The 19,981-nt window shown below is 68.7% G+C and carries 14 protein-coding genes; 9 read left to right on the top strand and 5 right to left on the bottom strand.

The window, feature by feature from the left end:
• Nucleotides 1-142: 142 nt before the first annotated feature.
• The 6 genes from rpsA (at nucleotide 143) to AC1XX3_RS06655 (ending at nucleotide 8,320) form a co-directional block, all read left to right on the top strand.
• A complete protein-coding gene (gene rpsA / locus AC1XX3_RS06680; RefSeq protein ID WP_483320309.1) occupies nucleotides 143-1,621 on the top strand; it encodes a 30S ribosomal protein S1 in 1,479 nt (492 codons plus the stop codon).
• Nucleotides 1,622-1,741: 120 nt separating this feature from the next.
• A complete protein-coding gene (gene coaE / locus AC1XX3_RS06675) occupies nucleotides 1,742-2,344 on the top strand; it encodes a dephospho-CoA kinase (RefSeq protein WP_483320308.1) in 603 nt (200 codons plus the stop codon).
• 98 nt (nucleotides 2,345-2,442) lie between these two features.
• A complete protein-coding gene (locus AC1XX3_RS06670; RefSeq protein ID WP_483320307.1) occupies nucleotides 2,443-3,792 on the top strand; it encodes a PrsW family glutamic-type intramembrane protease in 1,350 nt (449 codons plus the stop codon).
• On the top strand, nucleotides 3,789-4,841 hold the full coding sequence (locus AC1XX3_RS06665) for a hypothetical protein (protein WP_483320306.1): 1,053 nt from the start codon (nucleotides 3,789-3,791) through the stop codon (nucleotides 4,839-4,841). Before AC1XX3_RS06670 ends, AC1XX3_RS06665 begins: the two co-directional genes overlap by 4 nt.
• 157 nt (nucleotides 4,842-4,998) lie before the next feature.
• A complete protein-coding gene (gene uvrB / locus AC1XX3_RS06660) occupies nucleotides 4,999-7,092 on the top strand; it encodes an excinuclease ABC subunit UvrB (RefSeq protein ID WP_483320305.1) in 2,094 nt (697 codons plus the stop codon).
• Between the two features lie 208 nt (nucleotides 7,093-7,300).
• Entirely contained in the window at nucleotides 7,301-8,320 is a 1,020-nt protein-coding gene (locus tag AC1XX3_RS06655) for a TerC family protein (protein ID WP_483320304.1), read from the top strand.
• A 92-nt stretch (nucleotides 8,321-8,412) separates the two neighbouring features.
• Here AC1XX3_RS06655 and lon read toward each other — a convergent pair whose 3' ends face one another.
• The 4 genes from lon to AC1XX3_RS06635 all read right to left on the bottom strand — a co-directional run bounded on the left by lon (nucleotide 8,413) and on the right by AC1XX3_RS06635 (nucleotide 13,027).
• Nucleotides 8,413-10,746, bottom strand: coding sequence for an endopeptidase La (gene lon / locus AC1XX3_RS06650; protein ID WP_483320303.1), 2,334 nt, complete (start codon nucleotides 10,744-10,746; stop codon nucleotides 8,413-8,415).
• Between the two features lie 130 nt (nucleotides 10,747-10,876).
• A complete protein-coding gene (locus AC1XX3_RS06645; RefSeq protein WP_483320302.1) occupies nucleotides 10,877-11,548 on the bottom strand; it encodes a ThuA domain-containing protein in 672 nt (223 codons plus the stop codon).
• A 27-nt stretch (nucleotides 11,549-11,575) separates the two neighbouring features.
• On the bottom strand, nucleotides 11,576-12,238 hold the full coding sequence (locus AC1XX3_RS06640) for an MBL fold metallo-hydrolase (RefSeq protein ID WP_483320301.1): 663 nt from the start codon (nucleotides 12,236-12,238) through the stop codon (nucleotides 11,576-11,578).
• 30 nt (nucleotides 12,239-12,268) lie between these two features.
• Nucleotides 12,269-13,027, bottom strand: coding sequence for a maleylpyruvate isomerase family mycothiol-dependent enzyme (locus AC1XX3_RS06635; RefSeq protein WP_483320300.1), 759 nt, complete (start codon nucleotides 13,025-13,027; stop codon nucleotides 12,269-12,271).
• Nucleotides 13,028-13,118: 91 nt separating this feature from the next.
• Between AC1XX3_RS06635 and uvrA the strand changes: the two genes are divergently transcribed.
• Nucleotides 13,119-16,328, top strand: a complete 3,210-nt coding sequence (gene uvrA, locus AC1XX3_RS06630; RefSeq protein ID WP_483320299.1) for an excinuclease ABC subunit UvrA — start codon at nucleotides 13,119-13,121, stop codon at nucleotides 16,326-16,328.
• Between the two features lie 114 nt (nucleotides 16,329-16,442).
• Nucleotides 16,443-16,979: a Rieske (2Fe-2S) protein gene (locus AC1XX3_RS06625; protein ID WP_483320298.1), complete on the top strand. Its 537-nt coding sequence runs from the start codon at nucleotides 16,443-16,445 to the stop codon at nucleotides 16,977-16,979.
• A 69-nt stretch (nucleotides 16,980-17,048) separates the two neighbouring features.
• On the opposite strand, the gene AC1XX3_RS06620 is transcribed toward AC1XX3_RS06625, so the two are convergent.
• Nucleotides 17,049-17,840 carry a DUF1206 domain-containing protein gene (locus tag AC1XX3_RS06620; RefSeq protein WP_483320297.1) on the bottom strand — a complete coding sequence of 264 codons (792 nt, stop codon included), beginning with the start codon at nucleotides 17,838-17,840 and terminating at the stop codon, nucleotides 17,049-17,051.
• A 72-nt stretch (nucleotides 17,841-17,912) separates the two neighbouring features.
• On the opposite strand from AC1XX3_RS06620, the gene uvrC reads away from it, so the two are divergent.
• Complete coding sequence (gene uvrC / locus AC1XX3_RS06615; RefSeq protein WP_483320296.1) at nucleotides 17,913-19,898, top strand: excinuclease ABC subunit UvrC; 1,986 nt, start codon at nucleotides 17,913-17,915, stop codon at nucleotides 19,896-19,898.
• Nucleotides 19,899-19,981 lie beyond the last annotated feature (83 nt).

Genomic DNA, 19,981 nt, shown 5'->3' with positions numbered 1-19,981 from the left:
GGCGTCGCTGTGGCCTGCGCGACCTCAGACGGAGCAGGTCACGTTCGTACGGGTCGGTCAGTCGTCAGCAGTTGATCCTCGGCTTATACGGAGGGCTGCAGCGCGCACACAACCACTGTCATCCTAATCGGAGCCCTACTACATGACGTCCTCCCTAGAGGCACCGCCGCAGGTCGCAATCGACGACTTCGACTCCCCCGAAGCCTTCCTCGCGGCAATCGACGCAACCATCAAGTACTTCAACGACGGTGACATCGTCACCGGAACCGTTGTGAAGGTCGATCGAGACGAAGTCCTGCTCGACATCGGCTACAAGACCGAAGGGGTCATCCCTTCCAAGGAACTCTCCATCAAGCACGACGTCGACCCCTTCGAGGTCGTCAGCGTCGGCGATGAGGTCGAGGCACTCGTCCAGCAGAAAGAGGACAAAGAGGGCCGCCTGATCCTGTCCAAGAAGCGGGCTCAGTACGAGCGCGCCTGGGGCACGATCGAGAAGATCAAGGAAGAGGACGGCGTCGTCACCGGCCACGTCATCGAGGTCGTCAAGGGCGGCCTCATCATCGACATCGGCCTGCGTGGCTTCCTGCCCGCGTCGCTGGTCGAGATGCGTCGGGTGCGCGACCTTCAGCCGTACGTCGGCATGGAGCTCGAGGCGAAGATCATTGAGCTGGACAAGAACCGCAACAACGTGGTCCTGTCCCGCCGGGCCTGGCTCGAGCAGACCCAGTCCGAGGTGCGTCAGAACTTCCTCACCCAGCTCCAGAAGGGCCAGATCCGCAAGGGTGTCGTGTCCTCCATCGTCAACTTCGGCGCCTTCGTCGATCTTGGCGGGGTCGACGGACTGGTCCACGTCTCCGAGCTGTCCTGGAAGCACATCGACCACCCGAGCGAGGTTGTCGAGGTCGGCCAGGAGGTCACCGTCGAGGTCCTCGACGTCGACATGGACCGCGAGCGTGTCTCGCTGTCGCTCAAGGCCACCCAGGAAGACCCGTGGCAGGCCTTCGCCCGGACGCACCAGATCGGTCAGATCGTGCCCGGCAAGGTCACCAAGCTGGTCCCGTTCGGTTCGTTCGTCCGGGTGGAGGAGGGCATCGAGGGTCTGGTGCACGTCTCCGAGCTGGCCGAGCGTCACGTCGAGATCCCGGAGCAGGTCGTCCAGGTCAACGACGACGTCATGGTCAAGATCATCGACATCGACCTCGAGCGTCGCCGGATCTCGCTGTCGCTGAAGCAGGCCAATGAGGGTGTCGACGCGACGTCTGACGACTTCGACCCGACCCTGTACGGCATGGCGGCGTCCTACGACGACCAGGGCAACTACCTGTACCCGGATGGCTTCGACCCGGAGACGGGCGAGTGGCTCGAGGGCTACGACGAGCAGCGCGCAGCCTGGGAGCAGCAGTACGCCGAGGCTCACGCTCGCTGGGAAGCGCACAAGAAGCAGGTCGAAGAGGCCGAGAACGCCGATGGGGCCGCCGCCGCTGCGGGCCCGACGACGTACTCCTCGTCCTCGGACGACAGCCCGGCCGCCGCAGCTCCGGCTGCCGCGCCGGAGGGCTCGCTGGCCTCGGACGAGGCACTGCAGGCTCTGCGCGACAAGCTCACCGGTGGGGCAAGCTGAAACCACCTGTGATCCATCCGGGATGACGCACGTCGTTCCCGTTTGATCGCCGACCTGGGCCCGCACACCGATGGTGTGCGGGCCTTCGTCGTCTCGGCCGCCCGCGGCTAGGGTGGAGCCATGCTGTGCGTGGCGCTGACCGGTGGGATCGCCTCGGGCAAGACGGCCGTCTCCGATCTGCTGGCCGAGCATGGCGCGGTGATCATCGATGCCGACCTGCTGGCCCGCGAGGTGGTGGCGCCCGGAACCGACGGACTGGACGCCGTCCGCCGCCGTTTCGGTGCCGCGGTGATCGCCCCGGACGGGTCGCTCGACCGGCGGGCCCTGGGTGGTGTGGTCTTCGCCGACCCGGACGCCCGGCGCGACCTCGAGATGATCATCCATCCGGCGGTACGCGCCCGTGCGGCGGAGCTCGAACGGGCTTACCAAGAAGAGGACGTGGTGGTCGTGCACGTCATCCCGCTGCTGGTGGAGACCGGCCAAGCCGACCACTTCGATGTCTGCGTCGTGGTCGATGTCGACCCAGAGACCCAGCTGCGCCGGCTGCAGGATCGCAACGGCTGGTCCCGCGACGATGCGCAGGCGCGGACCCGCGCCCAGGCCAGCCGTGAGGATCGGTTGGCGGCGGCTGACCTCGTGATCGACAACTCCGGCGAACGCGACCGACTGCCGGCCCTGGTCGACCGGCTCTGGGACGATCTCACGGCACGGTTATCGAAATGACACCCACGCCTCTGCGGCGGTGATTGCGACTGGACCTCCGATACGGAACCCTAGGGGCGTCGGGCGCCCAGCCCGCCCGTTCCCGAGGAGGAAGCGCGTTGGAGTGTCCACGTTGCCGAGCCGATCTTCCCAGCGTCGCCCACTTCTGCCATGTCTGTGGCCAGGATGAGCGTTCGCCGGATCTGGCTCGTCGCAAGTCGTTCGCCGTCAAGCCCGATGAGCCGGTCGCGTCATTCGCCCTGATCTCATCGATCATGCCCCGGGGCGCCGGGCAGCGGCCGCAGACGTACCGGATCGCGTTGACCATCGCTTTGGTGGTCGCCCTGGTGGCGGCGATCTTCGGTGCGCTGCCGATCGCCCTGCTGGTGGCGGCGTTCGCCATCCCGATCGTCTACATCGTCTACATGTATGACGTGAACCTGTGGGAGGACGAGCCGATCCCGGTGACCGCGATGGCTTTCGGGCTCACCGGTCTGCTGACCATTTTGTTCACCGTGCTGTGGACCATGCTGCGCGGATTTCCCGTCGGCGGCGAGGCGTTCGGCGGTGCCGGCAGCGGTCCAGACGTCTGGGACTTCCTGCTGGTGGCGCTGCTGGTGCCGATCATCGGTGAGGCGATCAAGCAGGTGGGACCGCTGTATCTCGCGTCTCGGCCGCGCTTCGACGACCTGATGGACGGCCTGACCTTCGGCGTCATCTCCGGTGTGGCGTACGCCTGCTTCGACACCCTGGTGAAGAACTGGTCGCTGCTCACCGGCGGTCTGGTCGAGGCGGACCCGGGCGTCTGGGTCTCGTTGATCTTCCTCGAGGGCTTCGTCAAGCCGTTGATCTTCGGCACCGCCACCGGCATCGCCTGCGCGGAGTTCTCCGGCCTCGGCCGTGGCTACGACGGGTTCACGCCGCGCTATCTGCGAGGGCTGGGTGAGGCCCTGCTGGCCAACATCGCCTACCAGGCGGGGACGTACCTCTTCTCCTTCGTCGGGCCGCTCACCCTTGGCGTCACGCTCTCTGTCCTGTGGGGCGTGCTGATCCTGGCCATCTTGATCCTTCGCGTCCGCAACGTCCTCCATGTCGGCCTGATGGAGGCCGCACTGGAGCGCTCGGCGCGCGAGACCGGTGTCGGCGAGGACGGCGACCTCCAGTTCTGCTCGCAGTGCGAGATGCCGCTGCTCCAGCACGCGGCCTTCTGCAACGCGTGTGGCACGGCGGTCCGGGTGCAGCCGAAGCTGCACGTCGCCAGGCAGCCGGCCGGACAGGCGGTGCCGCAGCCGGTGCCCGTCGGTCAGCCGGGCGGGCCGGCTCCGGCCGGCACCGAGGACACCATCGTCACCACCCGGCCTGCAGCGGCTGAGGTTCCGGCACCGCCGCCCGCGGCGCCCCCAGGGCCCCCACAAGCACCCGGAACTGGATCACACGCCCCCAACGGGGACGAGGAGGGACGGGCATGAGCCAGAACCCGGGACCATGGGGTCAGCAGGGTCAACAGGGTCAGCCGCAGGGTGGGCAGCCACAACAACCGGGCGGTTACCCGCAGTCAGGCGTACCGCCGCAGGGATACCCGCCGCAGGGGCAGCCGCAGGGCTATCCGCCCGGTGGCTACGGGCAGCAGCCCGGATATGGCCAGCAGGGCGGCTATGGGCAGGGAGCGCCCGGTCAGCAGTCGGCGTACGGGCAGCAGGGTGGCTGGGGCCAAGGGGGCGGCAACGGCCCTCAGGGACCCGGCGGCTATCGCCCCACCGGCGACCAGCCTCCGAAGAAGAGCAGCGCGTTGCTGATCGGGGTCGTCGTGGCCGCGGTCGTGCTGCTGGTGGCCATCGGCGGCATCTTCTTGGCGCTCAGTGGGCGGGGTAACGACCAACCGGTCTCCACCATCACGCCGACCTCTCAGACCACGCCCACCGAGGACCCGACCACTGAGGGACCTGACACCACCGAGGACCCGTCCTCGAGCGCCTCGCCGAGCTCTGACCCGCAGACCACGGAGCCGCAGAGCTCCGCACCTGCGTCACCCCCGACCGGCGGCTCGACCGAGCAGCCGAGCGGTGACGCCATCTCGCTGGGCAACGGCATCTCGCTCACCCCGGCCGCCGGCTGGAGCGTGAGCAAGAAGACGGTCAAACTGGCATCGCTGACCAACGGGTCCGATCTGTTCACCGGGCAGGTGGCCAAGGTCGAGGGTGGCACCAAGGCCACCTCGGTCTGCGACTCCTACCATCGGCAGATCTCGAAGAACTACACCAACGTCAAGGCCTCGGACGCGAAGACCACCGAGCTCGGCAGCAGCAAGCTCGACGGTGCCAGCTGCTCGATGACCGCGACGTCCACTGGTGGTCAGGGCTCGCTCGACATCGTCGTGGTGTCGATCGCGTCAGTACGCTCCGACGGCATCACGGTGCTGGGCACCCTGTTCTTCACCGCCGAGTCCGACACCGCGCAGCTGGACAAGGACTTCAGCGTCATGGTGACGTCGATGCTGAAGGGTCAGGCCGCCGGCTGACCCCGTCGGCCCGCCGTCGCTGACGGCGGCGGACCACGGTTTTCGCGACCGGTCTTCGACGGGGCGCTCCGGCTACGGCTGGGGCGCCCCGGTTGCGGAGCAGCGGTCGACCCTCGTGCCCCGGAAACTGTCAGGGCCGAGAAGTAGGCTGGTCGGCATGCGTCCGATCACAGATCTGCAGCGCACGGTGGCCCCCTTCCGTGTCGTCAGCGATTTCGACCCCTCCGGTGACCAGCCCACGGCGATCGCCGAGCTGGAGAAGCGGGTCCGGGCGGGGGAGCAGGATGTGGTGCTGCTCGGCGCCACCGGCACCGGCAAGACGGCGACCATGGCCTGGCTGGTGGAGAAGGTCCAGCGGCCCACCCTGGTGATGCAGCCCAACAAGACGCTGGCGGCCCAGTTCGCCAACGAGCTGCGGCAGTTCTTCCCGAAGAACGCCGTGGAGTACTTCGTCTCCTATTACGACTATTACCAGCCAGAGGCGTACGTCCCGCAGACCGACACCTATATCGAGAAGGACTCCTCGCTGAACGAGGAGGTCGAGCGGCTGCGGCACTCCGCCACCAACTCGCTGTTGACCCGGCGCGACGTCATCGTGGTCGCCACCGTCTCCGCCATCTACGGTCTGGGCACCCCGCAGGAGTACGTCGACCGGATGGTCCGGCTCCGGGTGGGTCAGGAGATCGAGCGCGACGTGCTGCTGCGCCGCCTGGTCGGCATCCAGTACGCCCGCAACGACCTTGCCGGCACCCGCGGCACCTTCCGCGTCCGCGGCGACACCCTTGAGGTGTTCCCGATGTATGAGGAGCTCGCCGTCCGGGTGGAGTTCTTCGGCGACGAGATCGAGAAGCTCAGCACGCTGCACCCGCTGACCGGAGAGGTGGTGACCGAGGACGAGGAGGTCTACCTGTTCCCGGCGAGCCACTACATCGCCGGCCCGGAGCGGATGGAGGGCGCCATCCGCGGCATCGAGCTGGAGCTGGCCGACCGGCTCGCCGAGCTGGAGCGCGGCCAGCACCTGCTCGAGGCGCAGCGGCTGCGGATGCGGACCAGCTATGACATCGAGATGATGCGCCAGATCGGCACCTGCTCGGGCATCGAGAACTACTCCCGACACATGGACGGCCGCGGCCCCGGTACGCCGCCGAACACGCTGCTCGACTATTTCCCCGAGGACTTCCTGCTGGTCATCGACGAGTCGCACGTGACGGTGCCGCAGATCGGCGGCATGTACGAGGGGGATATGTCCCGGAAGCGGACACTGGTCGAGCATGGGTTCCGGCTGCCGAGTGCGATGGACAACCGCCCACTGCGGTTCGAGGAGTTCACCGAGCGGATCGGGCAGACCGTCTATCTGTCGGCGACCCCCGGCAACTACGAGCTGGCCCGCTCCGATGGCTTCGTCGAGCAGCTGATCCGGCCCACCGGCCTGATCGACCCGGAGATCATCATCAAGCCCACCCAGGGACAGATCGACGACCTGATGGGCGAGATCAAGCTGCGCGCCGACCGCTCCGAGCGGGTGCTGGTCACCACCTTGACGAAGAAGATGTCGGAGGACCTGACTGACTATCTGCTGGAGAACGGCATCCGCTGCCGCTATCTGCACTCCGAGGTGGACACCCTCCAGCGGATCCAGCTGCTCCGCGAGCTGCGGATGGGCGAGTACGACGTGCTGGTCGGCATCAACCTGCTCCGGGAGGGCCTGGACCTGCCCGAGGTGTCACTGGTCGCCATCCTGGACGCCGACAAGGAGGGCTTCCTGCGAAGCTCGAAGAGCCTGATCCAGACGATCGGCCGCGCAGCCCGCAACGTGTCCGGCCAGGTCCACATGTATGCCGACAAGATCACCGACTCGATGGCGGCCGCCATCGACGAGACCAACCGGAGGCGCGCCAAGCAGGTCGCGTACAACACCGAGCACGGGATCGACCCGAAGCCGCTGCAGAAGAAGATCGCCGACATCACCGACATGCTGGCGCGTGAGGATGCCGACACCGAGAGTCTGCTGGCCGGCAAGAACGGTCGGAAGAAGTCACCGGTGCCGGCGCTGGGTTCCAAGGAGGGCGCGGCCCACGCCAGGAAGCTGGCCGGGATGCCGGCCGGCGATCTGGCCGACCTCGTCCAGGAGCTCACCGCACAGATGCACGCCGCCGCTGCGGACCTGCAGTTCGAGGTGGCGGGACGGCTGCGCGACGAGATCTCGGAGCTGAAGAAGGAACTGAGGCAGATGATGGAGGCCAGTCGCTGAGTCAGGGTTCTCCCGGGTGTGATTTCGGATTTCTTGACCACACCTGGGAGGATGGTCGAGGAGGGGAGTATTCCTTCGCGTCGGCATCGTCATCACGGATCGTTTCCTGGCTCAGGGGCACCCGGTGCCAGCGGTCAGTCCGTCTGGCGGAAGAGACCTCCGAGATCTGCGTACCGCTCGGACCCATCTCGGAAGGCTCAGTTCACGTATGAACGTTCATCTCTACGCCTGGATCATCACCGTCGGTGTGATGCTGGCGATCCTGGCCGTCGACGTCTTCATCATCGGGCGCCGTCCGCACGAACCGTCGATGAAGGAAGCCGGCATCTTCATCGGCGTCTTCGTCGCCCTTGCCGTCCTCTTCGGCCTGGGGGTGTGGGTGGTCTCCGGCCCCCGCTACGCCGGTGAGTTCTTTGCCGGCTGGCTGACCGAATACAGCTTGTCGATCGACAACCTGTTCATCTTCGTCATCATCATGACCAAGCTGAAGGTCCCACGACATCTGCAGCAGTTCGCTCTGATGGTGGGCATCATCTTGGCCCTGGTCTTCCGCGGCATCTTCATCGCCGTCGGCGCGGCAGCGATCGAGCGCTTCAGCTGGATCTTCTTCCTCTTCGGCGCATTCTTGATCTACACCGCGATCCGGCTGGTCATCGACTACCGCAAGCACGACGATGACGATGAGGACGCCGCCGACAACCTGGCCACCCGTTTCGTCAAGAAGCACTTCAAGTCGACAGACGACTTCCAGGGCACCAAGCTGACGATCCGCAAGGACGGCCACCGCCTCATCACCCCGATGCTGTTCGTCATCATCGCGCTCGGCAGCACCGACCTGCTCTTCGCCCTGGACTCGATCCCGGCGATCTACGGCCTGACGCAGGAGCCGTACCTGGTCTTCACCGCCAACGTGTTCGCCCTGATGGGACTGCGCCAGCTGTACTTCCTGATCGGTGGTCTGCTGCGCCGGCTCGTCTACCTCTCCCTCGGGCTGTCGGTCATCCTGGCCTTCATCGGCGTGAAGCTCGTGCTGCACGCTGTCCACGAATACCACCTGGACGAGCGGATCGGGCTCCCGATCAGCGTCGAGATCCCGATCTGGCTGTCGCTGACTGTCATCATCGTCACCCTCGTCATCACCACCGCCGCGAGCCTGGTCAAGTCCAAGCGCGACGAGGACCGCCGGCGTGCGGTCGCGGCGGCCGACTCCGACACCCACCTGGGCTGAGCAGCGCCCGTCCCGGGACGCCGGCACCAGACAAGACCACACCCCCGTGCGCCAGGCGTACGGGGGTGTGGTGTCTTCGGGCGAGGCCCGGGTCAGGCGGCGAGTCCGGCCTCGGCCTCGTGGGCCGGGGTCAGCGCCTCGCGGACGAGCTCAGCCACGTCCGACATCAGCCGGATGTCGATGGCCTCGCGGACATCGGCGGGCACGTCGTCCAGGTCGGGCTCGTTGCGCCGCGGCAGGAAGACCGTGGTCAGCCCTGCCCGCTGAGCGGCGAGCAGCTTCTGCTTGACGCCGCCGATCGGCAGCACCCGGCCGTTCAGCGTCACCTCGCCGGTCATCCCGACCTCCGACCTGACCGGCCGGCCGAGGGCCAGTGAGGTCAGCGCGGTGACCATGGTGACGCCCGCTGACGGACCGTCCTTGGGTACGGCCCCGGCGGGGACGTGCACATGGATCGCCCGGTCGAGCACCGTCACGTCGTCGATGCCCAGCTCGGCCGCATGGCCACGGACGTAGGACAGCGCGATCTGCGCCGACTCCTTCATCACGTCGCCGAGCTGTCCGGTCAGCGTCAGCCCGCTGGTGCCGTCGACGGCTCCGGCCTCGATGAAGAGCACGTCACCGCCCATCCCGGTGACCGCCAGCCCGGTCGCCACGCCGGGCACCGCGGTGCGCTCATGCACCTCGGGGGTGAATCGCGGCCGACCGAGGAAGTCCCGCAAGTCGGGCTGGTCGATGACCAGGGAGGTGATCTCCGCAGCGGCTGCCATCCGGGTCGCCGCCTTGCGCAGTGCCTTGGCCAGCAGCCGCTCCAGCTGACGTACGCCCGGCTCACGGGTGTAGTCGGCGGCGATCTCACGCAGCGCGGCGTCGGTCACCTGCACCTCGTCGGAGGTCAGTGCGGCCAGCTCGAGCTGGCGGGGGAGCAGGAAGTCCCGCGCGATGGCGATCTTGTCGTCCTCGGTGTAGCCGTCCAGCGTGACGATCTCCATCCGGTCCAGCAGCGCCTGCGGGATGGTCTCGAGCACGTTGGCCGTGGCCAGGAAGAGCACGTCGGACAGGTCGAGGTCGATCTCGAGGTAGTGGTCGCGGAAGGTGTGGTTCTGCGCCGGGTCGAGCACCTCGAGCAGCGCAGCCGCCGGGTCACCCCGATAGTCGGACCCGACCTTGTCGATCTCGTCCAGCAGCACCACCGGGTTCATCGACCCCGCCTCGCTGATGGCGCGGACGATCCGCCCCGGCAGCGCACCGACGTACGTCCGGCGGTGGCCACGGATCTCGGCCTCGTCGCGGACGCCACCGAGGGCCACCCGGACGAACTTCCGACCCAGCGCGCGGGCCACCGACTCGCCGAGGGACGTCTTGCCCACCCCGGGCGGACCGACCAGGGCCATCACCGCGCCCGAGCCGCGGCCGCCGACGACCTCGAGGCCGCGCTGCGCGCGCCGGGAGCGGATCGCGAGATACTCCACCATCCGGTCCTTGACGTCGTCGAGGCCATGGTGGTCGGTGTCGAGCACGGCCCGGGCGGCGACGATGTCGGTGGCGTCGGTGGTGCGTACGGCCCAGGGCAGCTCGAGGACGGTATCCAGCCAGGTCCGGATCCAGCCGGACTCCGGGCTCGCGTCGCTGGCCCGCTCCAGCCGGCCGACCTCGCGCAGCGCCGCCTCGCGGACCGCGTCGGGCAGGTCGGCTTCCTCCACCCGGGTGCGGTAGTCCTGCGCCCCGTCGGGCTCGTCCTCGCCGAGCTCCTTGCGGATGGCGGCCAGCTGCTGCTTGAGCAGGAACTCGCGCTGGCTCTTCTCCATCCCCTCACGGACGTCGTCGGCGATCTTGTCGTTGACCTCGACCTCGGCCAGGTGCTCCTTGGTCCACTCGACCAGCAGGGCGAGCCGCTCGGCCACGTCGGGCGTCTCCAGCAGCTGACGCTTCTGCACGTCGGTCAGATAGCCGGCATAGCCGGCCAGGTCGGCGAGTGCGGAGGGTTCGGTGACCTTGTTCACCGTGTCGATGACCTGCCAGGCGTCACGGCGCTGCAGGGTGGCGATCACCAGCGCCTTGTAGTCGGCGGCCAGTGCGCTGATGCGTTCGGCGTTGCCGGCGGGCAGGTCCAGCTCCTCGGCCTCAACCCACAGGGCCGCGCCGGGACCGGAGACGCCGGAGCCGATCCGGACGCGGCGCTCTGCGCGGAGCACCGCGGCGGTGGCGCCGGTGGCCAGCCGCCCGATCTGCACGATGGAGGCCACCACGCCGTAGGCGGCGTAGCGGTCCTCGAGCCGGGGAGCCACCAGCAAGGTGTTGTCACTGCTGGTCTGGGCGGCGTCGACCGCGGCGCGGGAGGCGTCGTCGAGCTCGACCGGCAGCACCATGCCGGGCAGGACGACGAGATCGGTCAGGAAGAGCACAGGCAAGCGAGTCGTAGACATAGGTCAGCCTCCAGATAACGGCGCTCGTCGGAGTTGAGCGACATAGACTCAAGGCTGCGGCGACCGAATTTCTTCCCGCTGTTCTCCCACGGCGAACGCCCCAGTGCCGAGCGGGTCCGACCGCCCGGGATCAGGCCTGGGTCAGCCAGCGCACCGACCGCTGGAGCAGCCGGCGGCGGTCCTCCGACTCGTACGACTCGACCCCGTGACCGAGACCGTCGTAGACCGCCCGGAAGCCGTCCGCCTCCCGCGCCCAGTACAACGGGTGCACCAGATCGTCGTGGACGTGCTCGGCGAGGGGAATGATGTCGGCGGCGGTGCGGAGATAGCTGTAGCGCTCGTCCAGCACCTCGAAGTCGTCCAGGTCCTCCACGATCGGGTGGCTGTCGGTCCGAACCGTGATCGTCGACCAGTCCAGCGGTGGGTGCATCGACGTACCCGGGATCCAGCGACCTCCCAGGGCTGCCTCCCAGGCGGGGACGTCGGGCAGGGTGTTGGCGGCAGCGTGGACCCCCAACAGGGCACCCCGGCGGGCGACGAAGGCGGCCAGCCCTTCGCGGGCCGCATCGCTCGTGTTCGGGACCAGTCCGTTCGAGATCGGGCTGCCGGCGTTGACCACCAGCAGGTCGATGCCGACAGCCGGGTCGACCAGCGTGGCCAGACCTGCCTCGAGGTCGTCCACCCGCTCCACCGACACCCCGGTCTCGCGGATCAGCGCCGCAATCTCCGCGGAGGTGCGGGCGAAGTCGTGCCACGGGTCGGCGTAGGGACCCGTACCGGAAAGCAACAGCGCTGTAGTCACCGCACCAGTGTTTCCTATCCGGCCCCGTTACCAGCCGCGGGCGTGCCATTCGGGCAGCTGGGGACGCTCGGCCCCGAGGGTGGTGTCGTCGCCGTGGCCGGGGTGGACGACTGTGGCGTCGTCGAAGCGGGCGAACACCTTGGTCTCCAGGTCGGCCATCAGGGAGGCGAAGTCCTCCGGCGACTGGGTCCGTCCGGGGCCGCCGGGGAACAAGCTGTCCCCGGTGAACAGATGAGTGACCGCGTCCGGCCCGGTCCAGGCCAGCGCGATCGACCCGGGGGTGTGTCCGACCAGTCCGATGACCTCGAGGCTTTCGTCACCGAGGACGATGTGGTCGCCGTCCCACACTCCGACCAGGTCCTCCACCCAGGCCCCGGTGGCGATCGCGTCGACATCGGGTCGCCCGCACACCAGGGTGGCCCGCGTCGCCGACGCCAGCTCCGCGAGAGCCTGCCAGTGGTCACCGTGGCGGTGGGTGGTCACGATGGTCTCCGGCGGCACCGGCGAGCAGAGCTCGCGCAGTGTGTCGGGGTCGTCGGCGGCGTCGATCAGCAGGCTGGCGTCGCCGGCCTGGAGCAGGTAGGCGTTGTTGTCCATCGGCCCGACCGAGACCTTGGTCAAGGTGACCGAGGGGGACAGCGTCTGGCGCAGCGGTGGACCACCGCGGTCGACGTGACCGAGACCTGGCATGAGCGGCTCCTTCGAGTTCGGGGTGGCGGGTCAGAAGGACGGCAGGACGAGACCGGAGCTGCCGTCGACGCGGTCCGGAGCGCTCCGCCCGGTCAGCCAGCCGAGCAGCAGCGGTGCAGGACCGCGGACGGGGGTCGGCTGACCCGAGCTCCCGACGGCGATGGCGAAGCCCGACGGGGCCGTGAGCTGCAGCCGGGGGAACTCGTCTCGTTCGCGGAGCCGGAAGGCGCACCACTCGAGCAGCCACTCCGCGGTCGTCTCCTCCACCGAGTCGATCTCGAAGCCGATATCGAGATCCACATGGTGCAGCACCACCTCGGTCAGCCGGGCCAGGGGCAGCAGCCGGGCCTTCGCCTGCATGCCACCACGGAGCTCCACCTCGGCGTCCCAGGCGCCCGCGGCGTCCAGTGCCTCGAACGCCACGGTCAGGTTCTCGGCTGCCGTGTCGAGGTCGATCTGCAGCGCGAGCCCATCGCGGCCGGCGCCGTCGTCGATCTCGCGGTCCCGCTGGGCTGAGTCGGCATACATGTCCTGCCGTTCGCCGCTGCGGGCCCAGGAGGTCAGCCGGACCAGCGCGTCGGCCTGCCGGGCGAGGTGGGTCGCCACGTGGCCGCGGGTCCAGCCGGGCAGCCGGCTGGGCTCGCGCCACTGCTCGTCCGTAACCGTGATGGTGTCACCGAGGAGGGCCTGGGTGGCGTGGGTGAGAATCCCACGCAGGGCTTCGAGCTGGTCTGCGGCAGCACCGCTGGCCGCGTCGGGGCTGGGTGCGGGGGACTCCGACGAGTTCATATGCTCAACCTATCGCCGCACGAGGACACTCCCGTCCCGGGCGTACCAGCGGGTACCGCGGTTTCGAGAACTGTCGGTGCCCGCACATACCATGAGGGACGTGACAGACCGTCTCATCGTCCGTGGTGCCCGCGAGCACAACCTCCGCAACGTCTCGCTCGATCTGCCGCGCGATGCGCTGATCGTGTTCACCGGGTTGTCCGGGTCCGGCAAGTCGAGCCTCGCCTTCGACACCATCTTCGCGGAGGGGCAGCGGCGCTACGTGGAGTCGCTGTCGGCGTACGCGCGGCAGTTCCTCGGCCAGATGGACAAGCCCGACGTGGACTTCATCGAGGGCCTGTCACCGGCGGTATCGATCGACCAGAAGTCGACCAGCCGCAATCCCCGCTCCACCGTCGGCACCATCACCGAGGTGTACGACTATCTCCGGCTGCTGTACGCCCGCGCCGGCCGACCGCACTGCCCGGTCTGCGGTGAGCCGATCAGCAAGCAGTCGCCGCAGCAGATCGTCGACCGTCTGATGGCGCTGCCCGACGGCACCCGGTTCCAGGTGCTGGCGCCGGTGGTGCGGGGCCGCAAGGGGGAGTACGTCGACGTCTTCCGTCAGCTGGCCGGTCAGGGCTTCAGCCGGGCCCGGGTCGACGGCGAGATCATCACCCTGACCGAGCCGCCCACGCTGGACAAGCAGAAGAAGCACTCGATCGACGTCATCGTCGACCGGCTGGCGGTCAAGGCGACGGTGAAGCAGCGGCTGACCGACTCGGTGGAGACGGCGCTGGGCCTGGCTCAGGGTGTGGTGGTCGTCGACTTCGTCGACCTCGATGCCAAGGACCCGGGACGTGAGCGACGCTATTCCGAGAAGATGGCCTGCCCCAACGAGCACGACATCGGCCTGGACGAGCTGGAGCCGCGCGCCTTCTCCTTCAACGGACCGTGGGGTGCGTGCCCGGAGTGCTCGGGCATCGGCACGAAGATGGAGGTCGACCCGGAGCTGGTCGTCCCCGACGATGAGAAGAGCCTGGCCGACGGTGCCATCGCTCCGTGGGCATCGGCGCACGTCGCCGACTACTTCATCCGGCTCGTCGACGCGCTCGCGGTGAGCGAGAAGTTCAGCACCACCGTGCCCTGGCGGGCGCTGCCCGACCGGGCGCACAAGCTGCTGCTCTACGGCGTCGGCGACCAGGTGCACGTGCGATACCGCAACCGTTACGGCCGCGAGCGCAGCTACAACGCGAAGTTCGAAGGCGTCGTGTCCTACATCGAGCGGCGCCACGCCGAGGCCGAGACCGACACGTCGCGCGAGCGGTTCGCCGGCTACATGCGCGAGGTGCCCTGCCACGCCTGCCACGGCGCTCGGCTCAAGCCGACCTCGCTGGCGGTCACCCTGGGCGGGAAGAACATCGCCGAGATCTCCTCGATGTCGATCGACCAGGCAGCCCGCTTCCTGGCCGCGCTGGAGCTCACCGAGCGTGAGGCGCAGATCGCCGAACGGGTGCTGAAGGAGATCAACGAGCGGCTGCGGTTCCTGCTCGACGTCGGTCTGGACTACCTGTCGCTCAGCCGGCCCACCGGCAGTCTCTCCGGCGGCGAGGCGCAGCGGATCCGGCTGGCCACCCAGATCGGCTCCGGCCTGGTCGGCGTGCTGTACGTCTTGGACGAGCCGAGCATCGGGTTGCACCAGCGGGACAACCGACGACTGATCGAGACGTTGGTCCGGCTCCGCGACCTCGGCAACACCCTGATCGTGGTGGAGCACGACGAGGACACCATCCGGATGGCCGACTGGGCCGTGGACATCGGTCCCGGTGCCGGCGAGCACGGCGGCCACGTGGTGGTCTCCGGCCCGGTCCAGGAGCTGCTCGACAGCGAGGAGTCGCTGACCGGTGCCTACCTCTCGGGTCGGCGCTCCATCCCGCTGCCGGCAGCCCGCCGACCGCGCACGCCGGGTCGGGAGATCACCGTGCACAACGCGGTGGAGCACAACCTCCGCGACGTCAGCGTCACCTTCCCCCTGGGTCAGCTGATCGCCGTCACCGGCGTGTCCGGCTCGGGCAAGTCGACACTGGTGAACAACATCTTGTACACCGCGTTGGCCAAGCGGATCTACAACGCCCGCGAGGTGCCCGGTCGGCACCGCTCCATCACCGGTGCGGAGAACATCGACAAGATCATCCACGTGGACCAGTCGCCGATCGGGCGTACGCCGCGGTCCAACCCGGCGACCTACACCGGCGTGTTCGACCACGTCCGGCGGCTGTTCGCCGAGACCCCCGAAGCCAAGGTGCGCGGCTACCAGCCCGGCCGGTTCTCCTTCAACGTCAAGGGTGGCCGGTGCGAGAACTGCACAGGTGACGGCACCATCAAGATCGAGATGAACTTCCTGCCGGACGTGTACGTCCCGTGCGAGGTGTGCCACGGCGCGCGGTACAACCGCGAGACGCTCGAGGTGCACTACAAGGGCAAGACCATCGCCGAGGTGCTGGACATGCCGATCGAGGAGGCGGTGGACTTCTTCGCCGCTCTCCCGGCAATCGCCCGGCACCTGCGCACGCTGGTCGACGTCGGGCTGGGCTATGTCCGGCTCGGCCAGAGCGCACCGACCCTGTCCGGCGGCGAGGCGCAGCGGGTGAAGCTGGCCAGCGAGCTGCAGAAGCGGTCCACCGGCCGGACGCTGTATGTGCTCGACGAGCCGACCACCGGTCTGCACTTCGAGGACATCCGCAAGCTGCTCGGCGTGCTCGGGCGACTGGTCGATGCCGGCAACTCGGTGGTGGTGATCGAGCACAACCTCGACGTGATCAAGACGGCCGACTGGCTGATCGACATGGGTCCGGAGGGCGGCTCGCGGGGCGGGACGGTGATCGCCGAGGGGCCGCCGGAGCTGATCGCCAACACCCCGGAGTCCCACACCGGCACCTTCTTGAAGCCGATCCTGACCGGTCACGAGGTGCCGGTCGGCGCGCCGCAGGAGGCGCTGATCCCGGCCGGCCGGCCGATGACCAAGAAGGCGATCAAGGCAGCGGCGGCGCTGCAGCGCAAGGAGACCGCCGAAGCCAAGCGGGTGGCGACGGCCGCGAAACGTGCCGCCCGGGAGAGTGCGGCCAAGCGCGCGGCAGCGACGAAGGCACCAGCTCGCAAGGCTCCGGCCCGCAAGACCGCGGCCTCGGCCACGGCGAAGACTTCGGTCAGCACCGCTAAGGCGCCCGCCACCAAGACAGCGGCCACCAAGACAGCGGCCACCAAGACGGCCAGCACGAAGACGGCGGCGGCCCAGGGGAGCACCAGCCGACGGGCCGGCTGACCGCCGCCGGGCCCGGCAAGGTCAACGGGACGGTTCAGCCAAAACCGGCCGGTTAGTTGAATCGTCACGTATTGTGGCGAGGAAGCCACACTGACTCGACTCCTGGAGGCATCCATGTCCGATCCGCGTGTGAACGAACGGCCGGTCCCCGCCGGGGCCAGCCGACGTACCGTCTTGAAGACCACCGGGCTGGTGGCCCTGGCCGGTGGCAGCGCCGCCGGACTGGCCGCCTGCTCCGCTGACGCCGAGACGACGACGCCCGAAGCGCCCGGGTCGAGCGCGCCGGCCTCGAGCGCACCGGCCTCCAGCACGTCGGCCAGCGCCACCGACTCCGCCGCGCCGTCGAGCAGCGCTCCGGCGCCGACCGGGACCACCGTGGCCAAGTCCGAGGTGACGGAAGGGGGCGGTGTGGTGGTGCAGGACAAGTACGTCGTCACCCAGCCGTCTGCCGGGGAGTTCAAGGCGTTCAGCGCCATCTGCACCCATCAGGGGTGCCCGGTCAGCCAGATCCAGAACGCCGAGATCATCTGCCAGTGCCACGGCAGCCACTTCTCCATCACCGACGGCTCGCCGACCGCCGGCCCGGCGAAGGCGCCGCTGCCGGCGGTCCAGTTCAGCGAGGCCGGCGACGACATCGTTATCGCTGACTGAGCCGGGCAGCTGCCGCCGGACCTCTTCGTCTCCGGCGGCAGAGCTCCGGTCGTGCGGACACCCAGACGATCAGCGGCGGGCGTGCTTGGCCCAGCTGAAGCAGTAGAGGCCGAACGCCAAGATGCCGAGTGCCATCACGGTCAGCAGGACGCTGCCGAACGGCTGGTCGCGAATCGTCTTCAGGGCGCTGTCCAGGCCGCCCGCCTTGTCGGGGTCATAGCTGAGCGCGGCCCAGCCGAACAGCAGGCCGACGATCATCAGGGCGACGCCTTTGGCGACGTAGCCGGCCGTGCCGAGCTTTCGAGTCGCGGGGGAGACGTGACCGGTCAGGTCATCGGTGAACGAGCGGCGTACGCCCTTGACGATCTGCGCGACGCCGACGGCCAGCACGGCGATGCCGACCGCCGCGACCAGGACCCGACCGAACGGCGCCGACAGCAGCCGTAAGGTGACCGACTCCTGGGCGGCGCCGCTGGAGCTGCCGCCGGATCCGGAGCCGATCTTGGCTGCGCTGAACCCAAGGGCCAGGTACACCACCGCGCGGCCGGCCGAGGACAGCCGTTTGCGGAGCCGCTCGGCGCCGTCCTTCCAGCGGTAGCCGTAGATCGCCTCGATCACCTGCCAGACCACCAGCGCGAACAGTCCCACCGCCACCACCCACAGCAGTGCACTGCCGAGTGGTTGCTTCGCGATCTCCTGCAGAGCTCCCTGGCTGGAGGCCTGTTCGCCGCCACCCGACCAGGCCAGCTGCAGGGCCAGACCGGCGATGACGAGGTGCACCAGTCCGTAGCCGGCGAGTCCCACCGCCACCAGCACGTGGTAGCCCTGACTGTCTGTGACCTGTTCCGGAGCGCTCTTCATGCAGACATTCCTATCGTGGATCCGGCTGCACCAGTTCCCAGCCCTGTCGGCGGCTGCGCCTAGGCTGGACGCGTGGCAGATCCGTCGTCCTACCGTCCGGCTCCCGGGTCGATCCCCGAGGCTCCCGGTGTCTACCGGTTCTCCGACGAGCACAACCAGGTGATCTACGTCGGCAAGGCGAAGAGCCTGCGGTCACGGCTCAACTCCTACTTCGCCGACCTGTCCAACCTGCACCACCGGACGCAGTCAATGGTGCTGACCGCGGCCCGGGTGGACTGGACCGTGGTGCAGACCGAGGTCGAGGCGCTGCAGCTGGAGTATTCCTGGATCAAGGAGTTCGACCCGCGGTTCAACGTGAAGTACCGCGACGACAAGTCATATCCGTGGTTGGCGGTGACCCTCGCCGAGGAGTTCCCGCGGGTGATGGTGGGCCGCGGTCCCAAGCGGAAGGGCAACCGATACTTCGGGCCGTACTCGCACGCTTGGGCCATCCGGGAGACGGTCGACCTGCTGCTGCGGGTGTTCCCGATGCGCTCCTGCTCGGCGGGGGTGTTCAAGAACCACCGGCAGATCGGCCGGCCCTGCTTGCTCGGCTACATCGACAAGTGCTCCGCCCCCTGCGTCGGCCGGGTCAGCGCGGACGAGCACCGCGCCATCGTCGAGGACTTCTGCCAGTTCATGGCCGGCCAGGCCGCGCCGTTGATCAAGCGGCTGGAGACCGAGATGAAGGCAGCCAGCGCCGAGCTCGACTTCGAGCGGGCGGCGAGGCTGCGCGACAACATCGGTGCGCTGCAGCAGGCGACGGAGAAGAACGCCATCGTCTTCACCGACGGCACCGACGCCGACGTCATCGCCCTCGCCGAGGACCCGCTCGAGGTCGCCGTGCAGATCTTCCACGTCCGCGGCGGCCGGGTCCGGGGCCAGCGCGGCTGGGTCGCGGACCGGGTCGACGACGCCGGCACCGGGGAGCTGATCGAGAAGTTCCTGGTCCAGCTCTACGCCGACCAGCTGCTCGGTGACGCGCGCTCCAGCGAGCCGGTCACCATCCCGCGGGAGATCCTGGTCCCGGCCGTGCCGGCGACGGCCGACGCGCTGGCCCGGGTGCTGAGCGAGCGGCGGGGGTCCGCCGTGTCCATCCGGATGCCGCAGCGCGGTGACAAGAAGACGCTGATGGAGACCGTCGCTCGCAACGCCAGCGAGACGCTGATCCGGCACAAGACGAGCCGGGCCGGGGATCTGTCGACCCGGAACCGCGCCCTGGAGGAGATCCAGGAGGCACTCGAGCTGCCGACCGCGCCGCTGCGGATGGAGTGCTTCGACATCTCCAACCTGCAAGGCACCGAGGTGGTGGCGTCGATGGTGGTGTTCGAGGACGGGTTGCCGCGCAAGAGCGAATACCGCCGCTTCGTCATCCGCGACGTCGACGGCCAGAACGACGTGGCCTCGATGCACGAGGTGATCAGCCGGCGGTTCCGCCGATTGCTGGACGACCGTGCCTCGATGAAGCCGGTCGACGCCGGCGACGAGGACGGCCCGATGCTGATCGACCCGACCACCGGGGCACCCCGCAAGTTCGCGTACGCCCCGGCGCTGGTCGTGGTGGACGGCGGACCGCCGCAGGTGGCCGCCGCGGCGCAGGCGATGGAGGAGCTCGGCATCACCGACGTGGCACTGTGCGGGCTCGCCAAGCGACTGGAGGAGGTCTGGCTGCCCGATCAGGAGGAGCCGGTCATCCTGCCGCGAACCAGCGAGGGTCTCTATCTGCTGCAGCGGCTCCGGGACGAGGCGCACCGGTTCGCGATCACCCATCACCGCAGCCGGCGGAGCAAGTCGATGGTCGAGTCGCTGCTCGACGACGTCCCCGGACTGGGCGAGGTGCGCCGCAAGGCGCTGATGGCCCATTTCGGCTCGCTGAAGAAGCTCCGCGCAGCCCGGGTGGAGGACATCGCCCAGGTGCCCGGCTTCGGCACCAAGACCGCCGTGGCAATCAAGTCGGCCCTCGACGGGGCGCCGCAGCGCGAGTCCGTCAACACGGCCACCGGTGAGATCCTCGACTGACCCGGCCCGCCGTGGCCCCGGTCACGTCCCGGAGGCGATAATGACCCGCATGACCACCGAACCTGCTGCCGGGACCGCCGAGG

Source organism: Microlunatus sp. M237 (assembly GCF_056896895.1).
The sequence above is the reverse complement of the archived record's forward strand: the minus strand, read 5'-3'. Positions and strand labels throughout refer to the sequence as shown.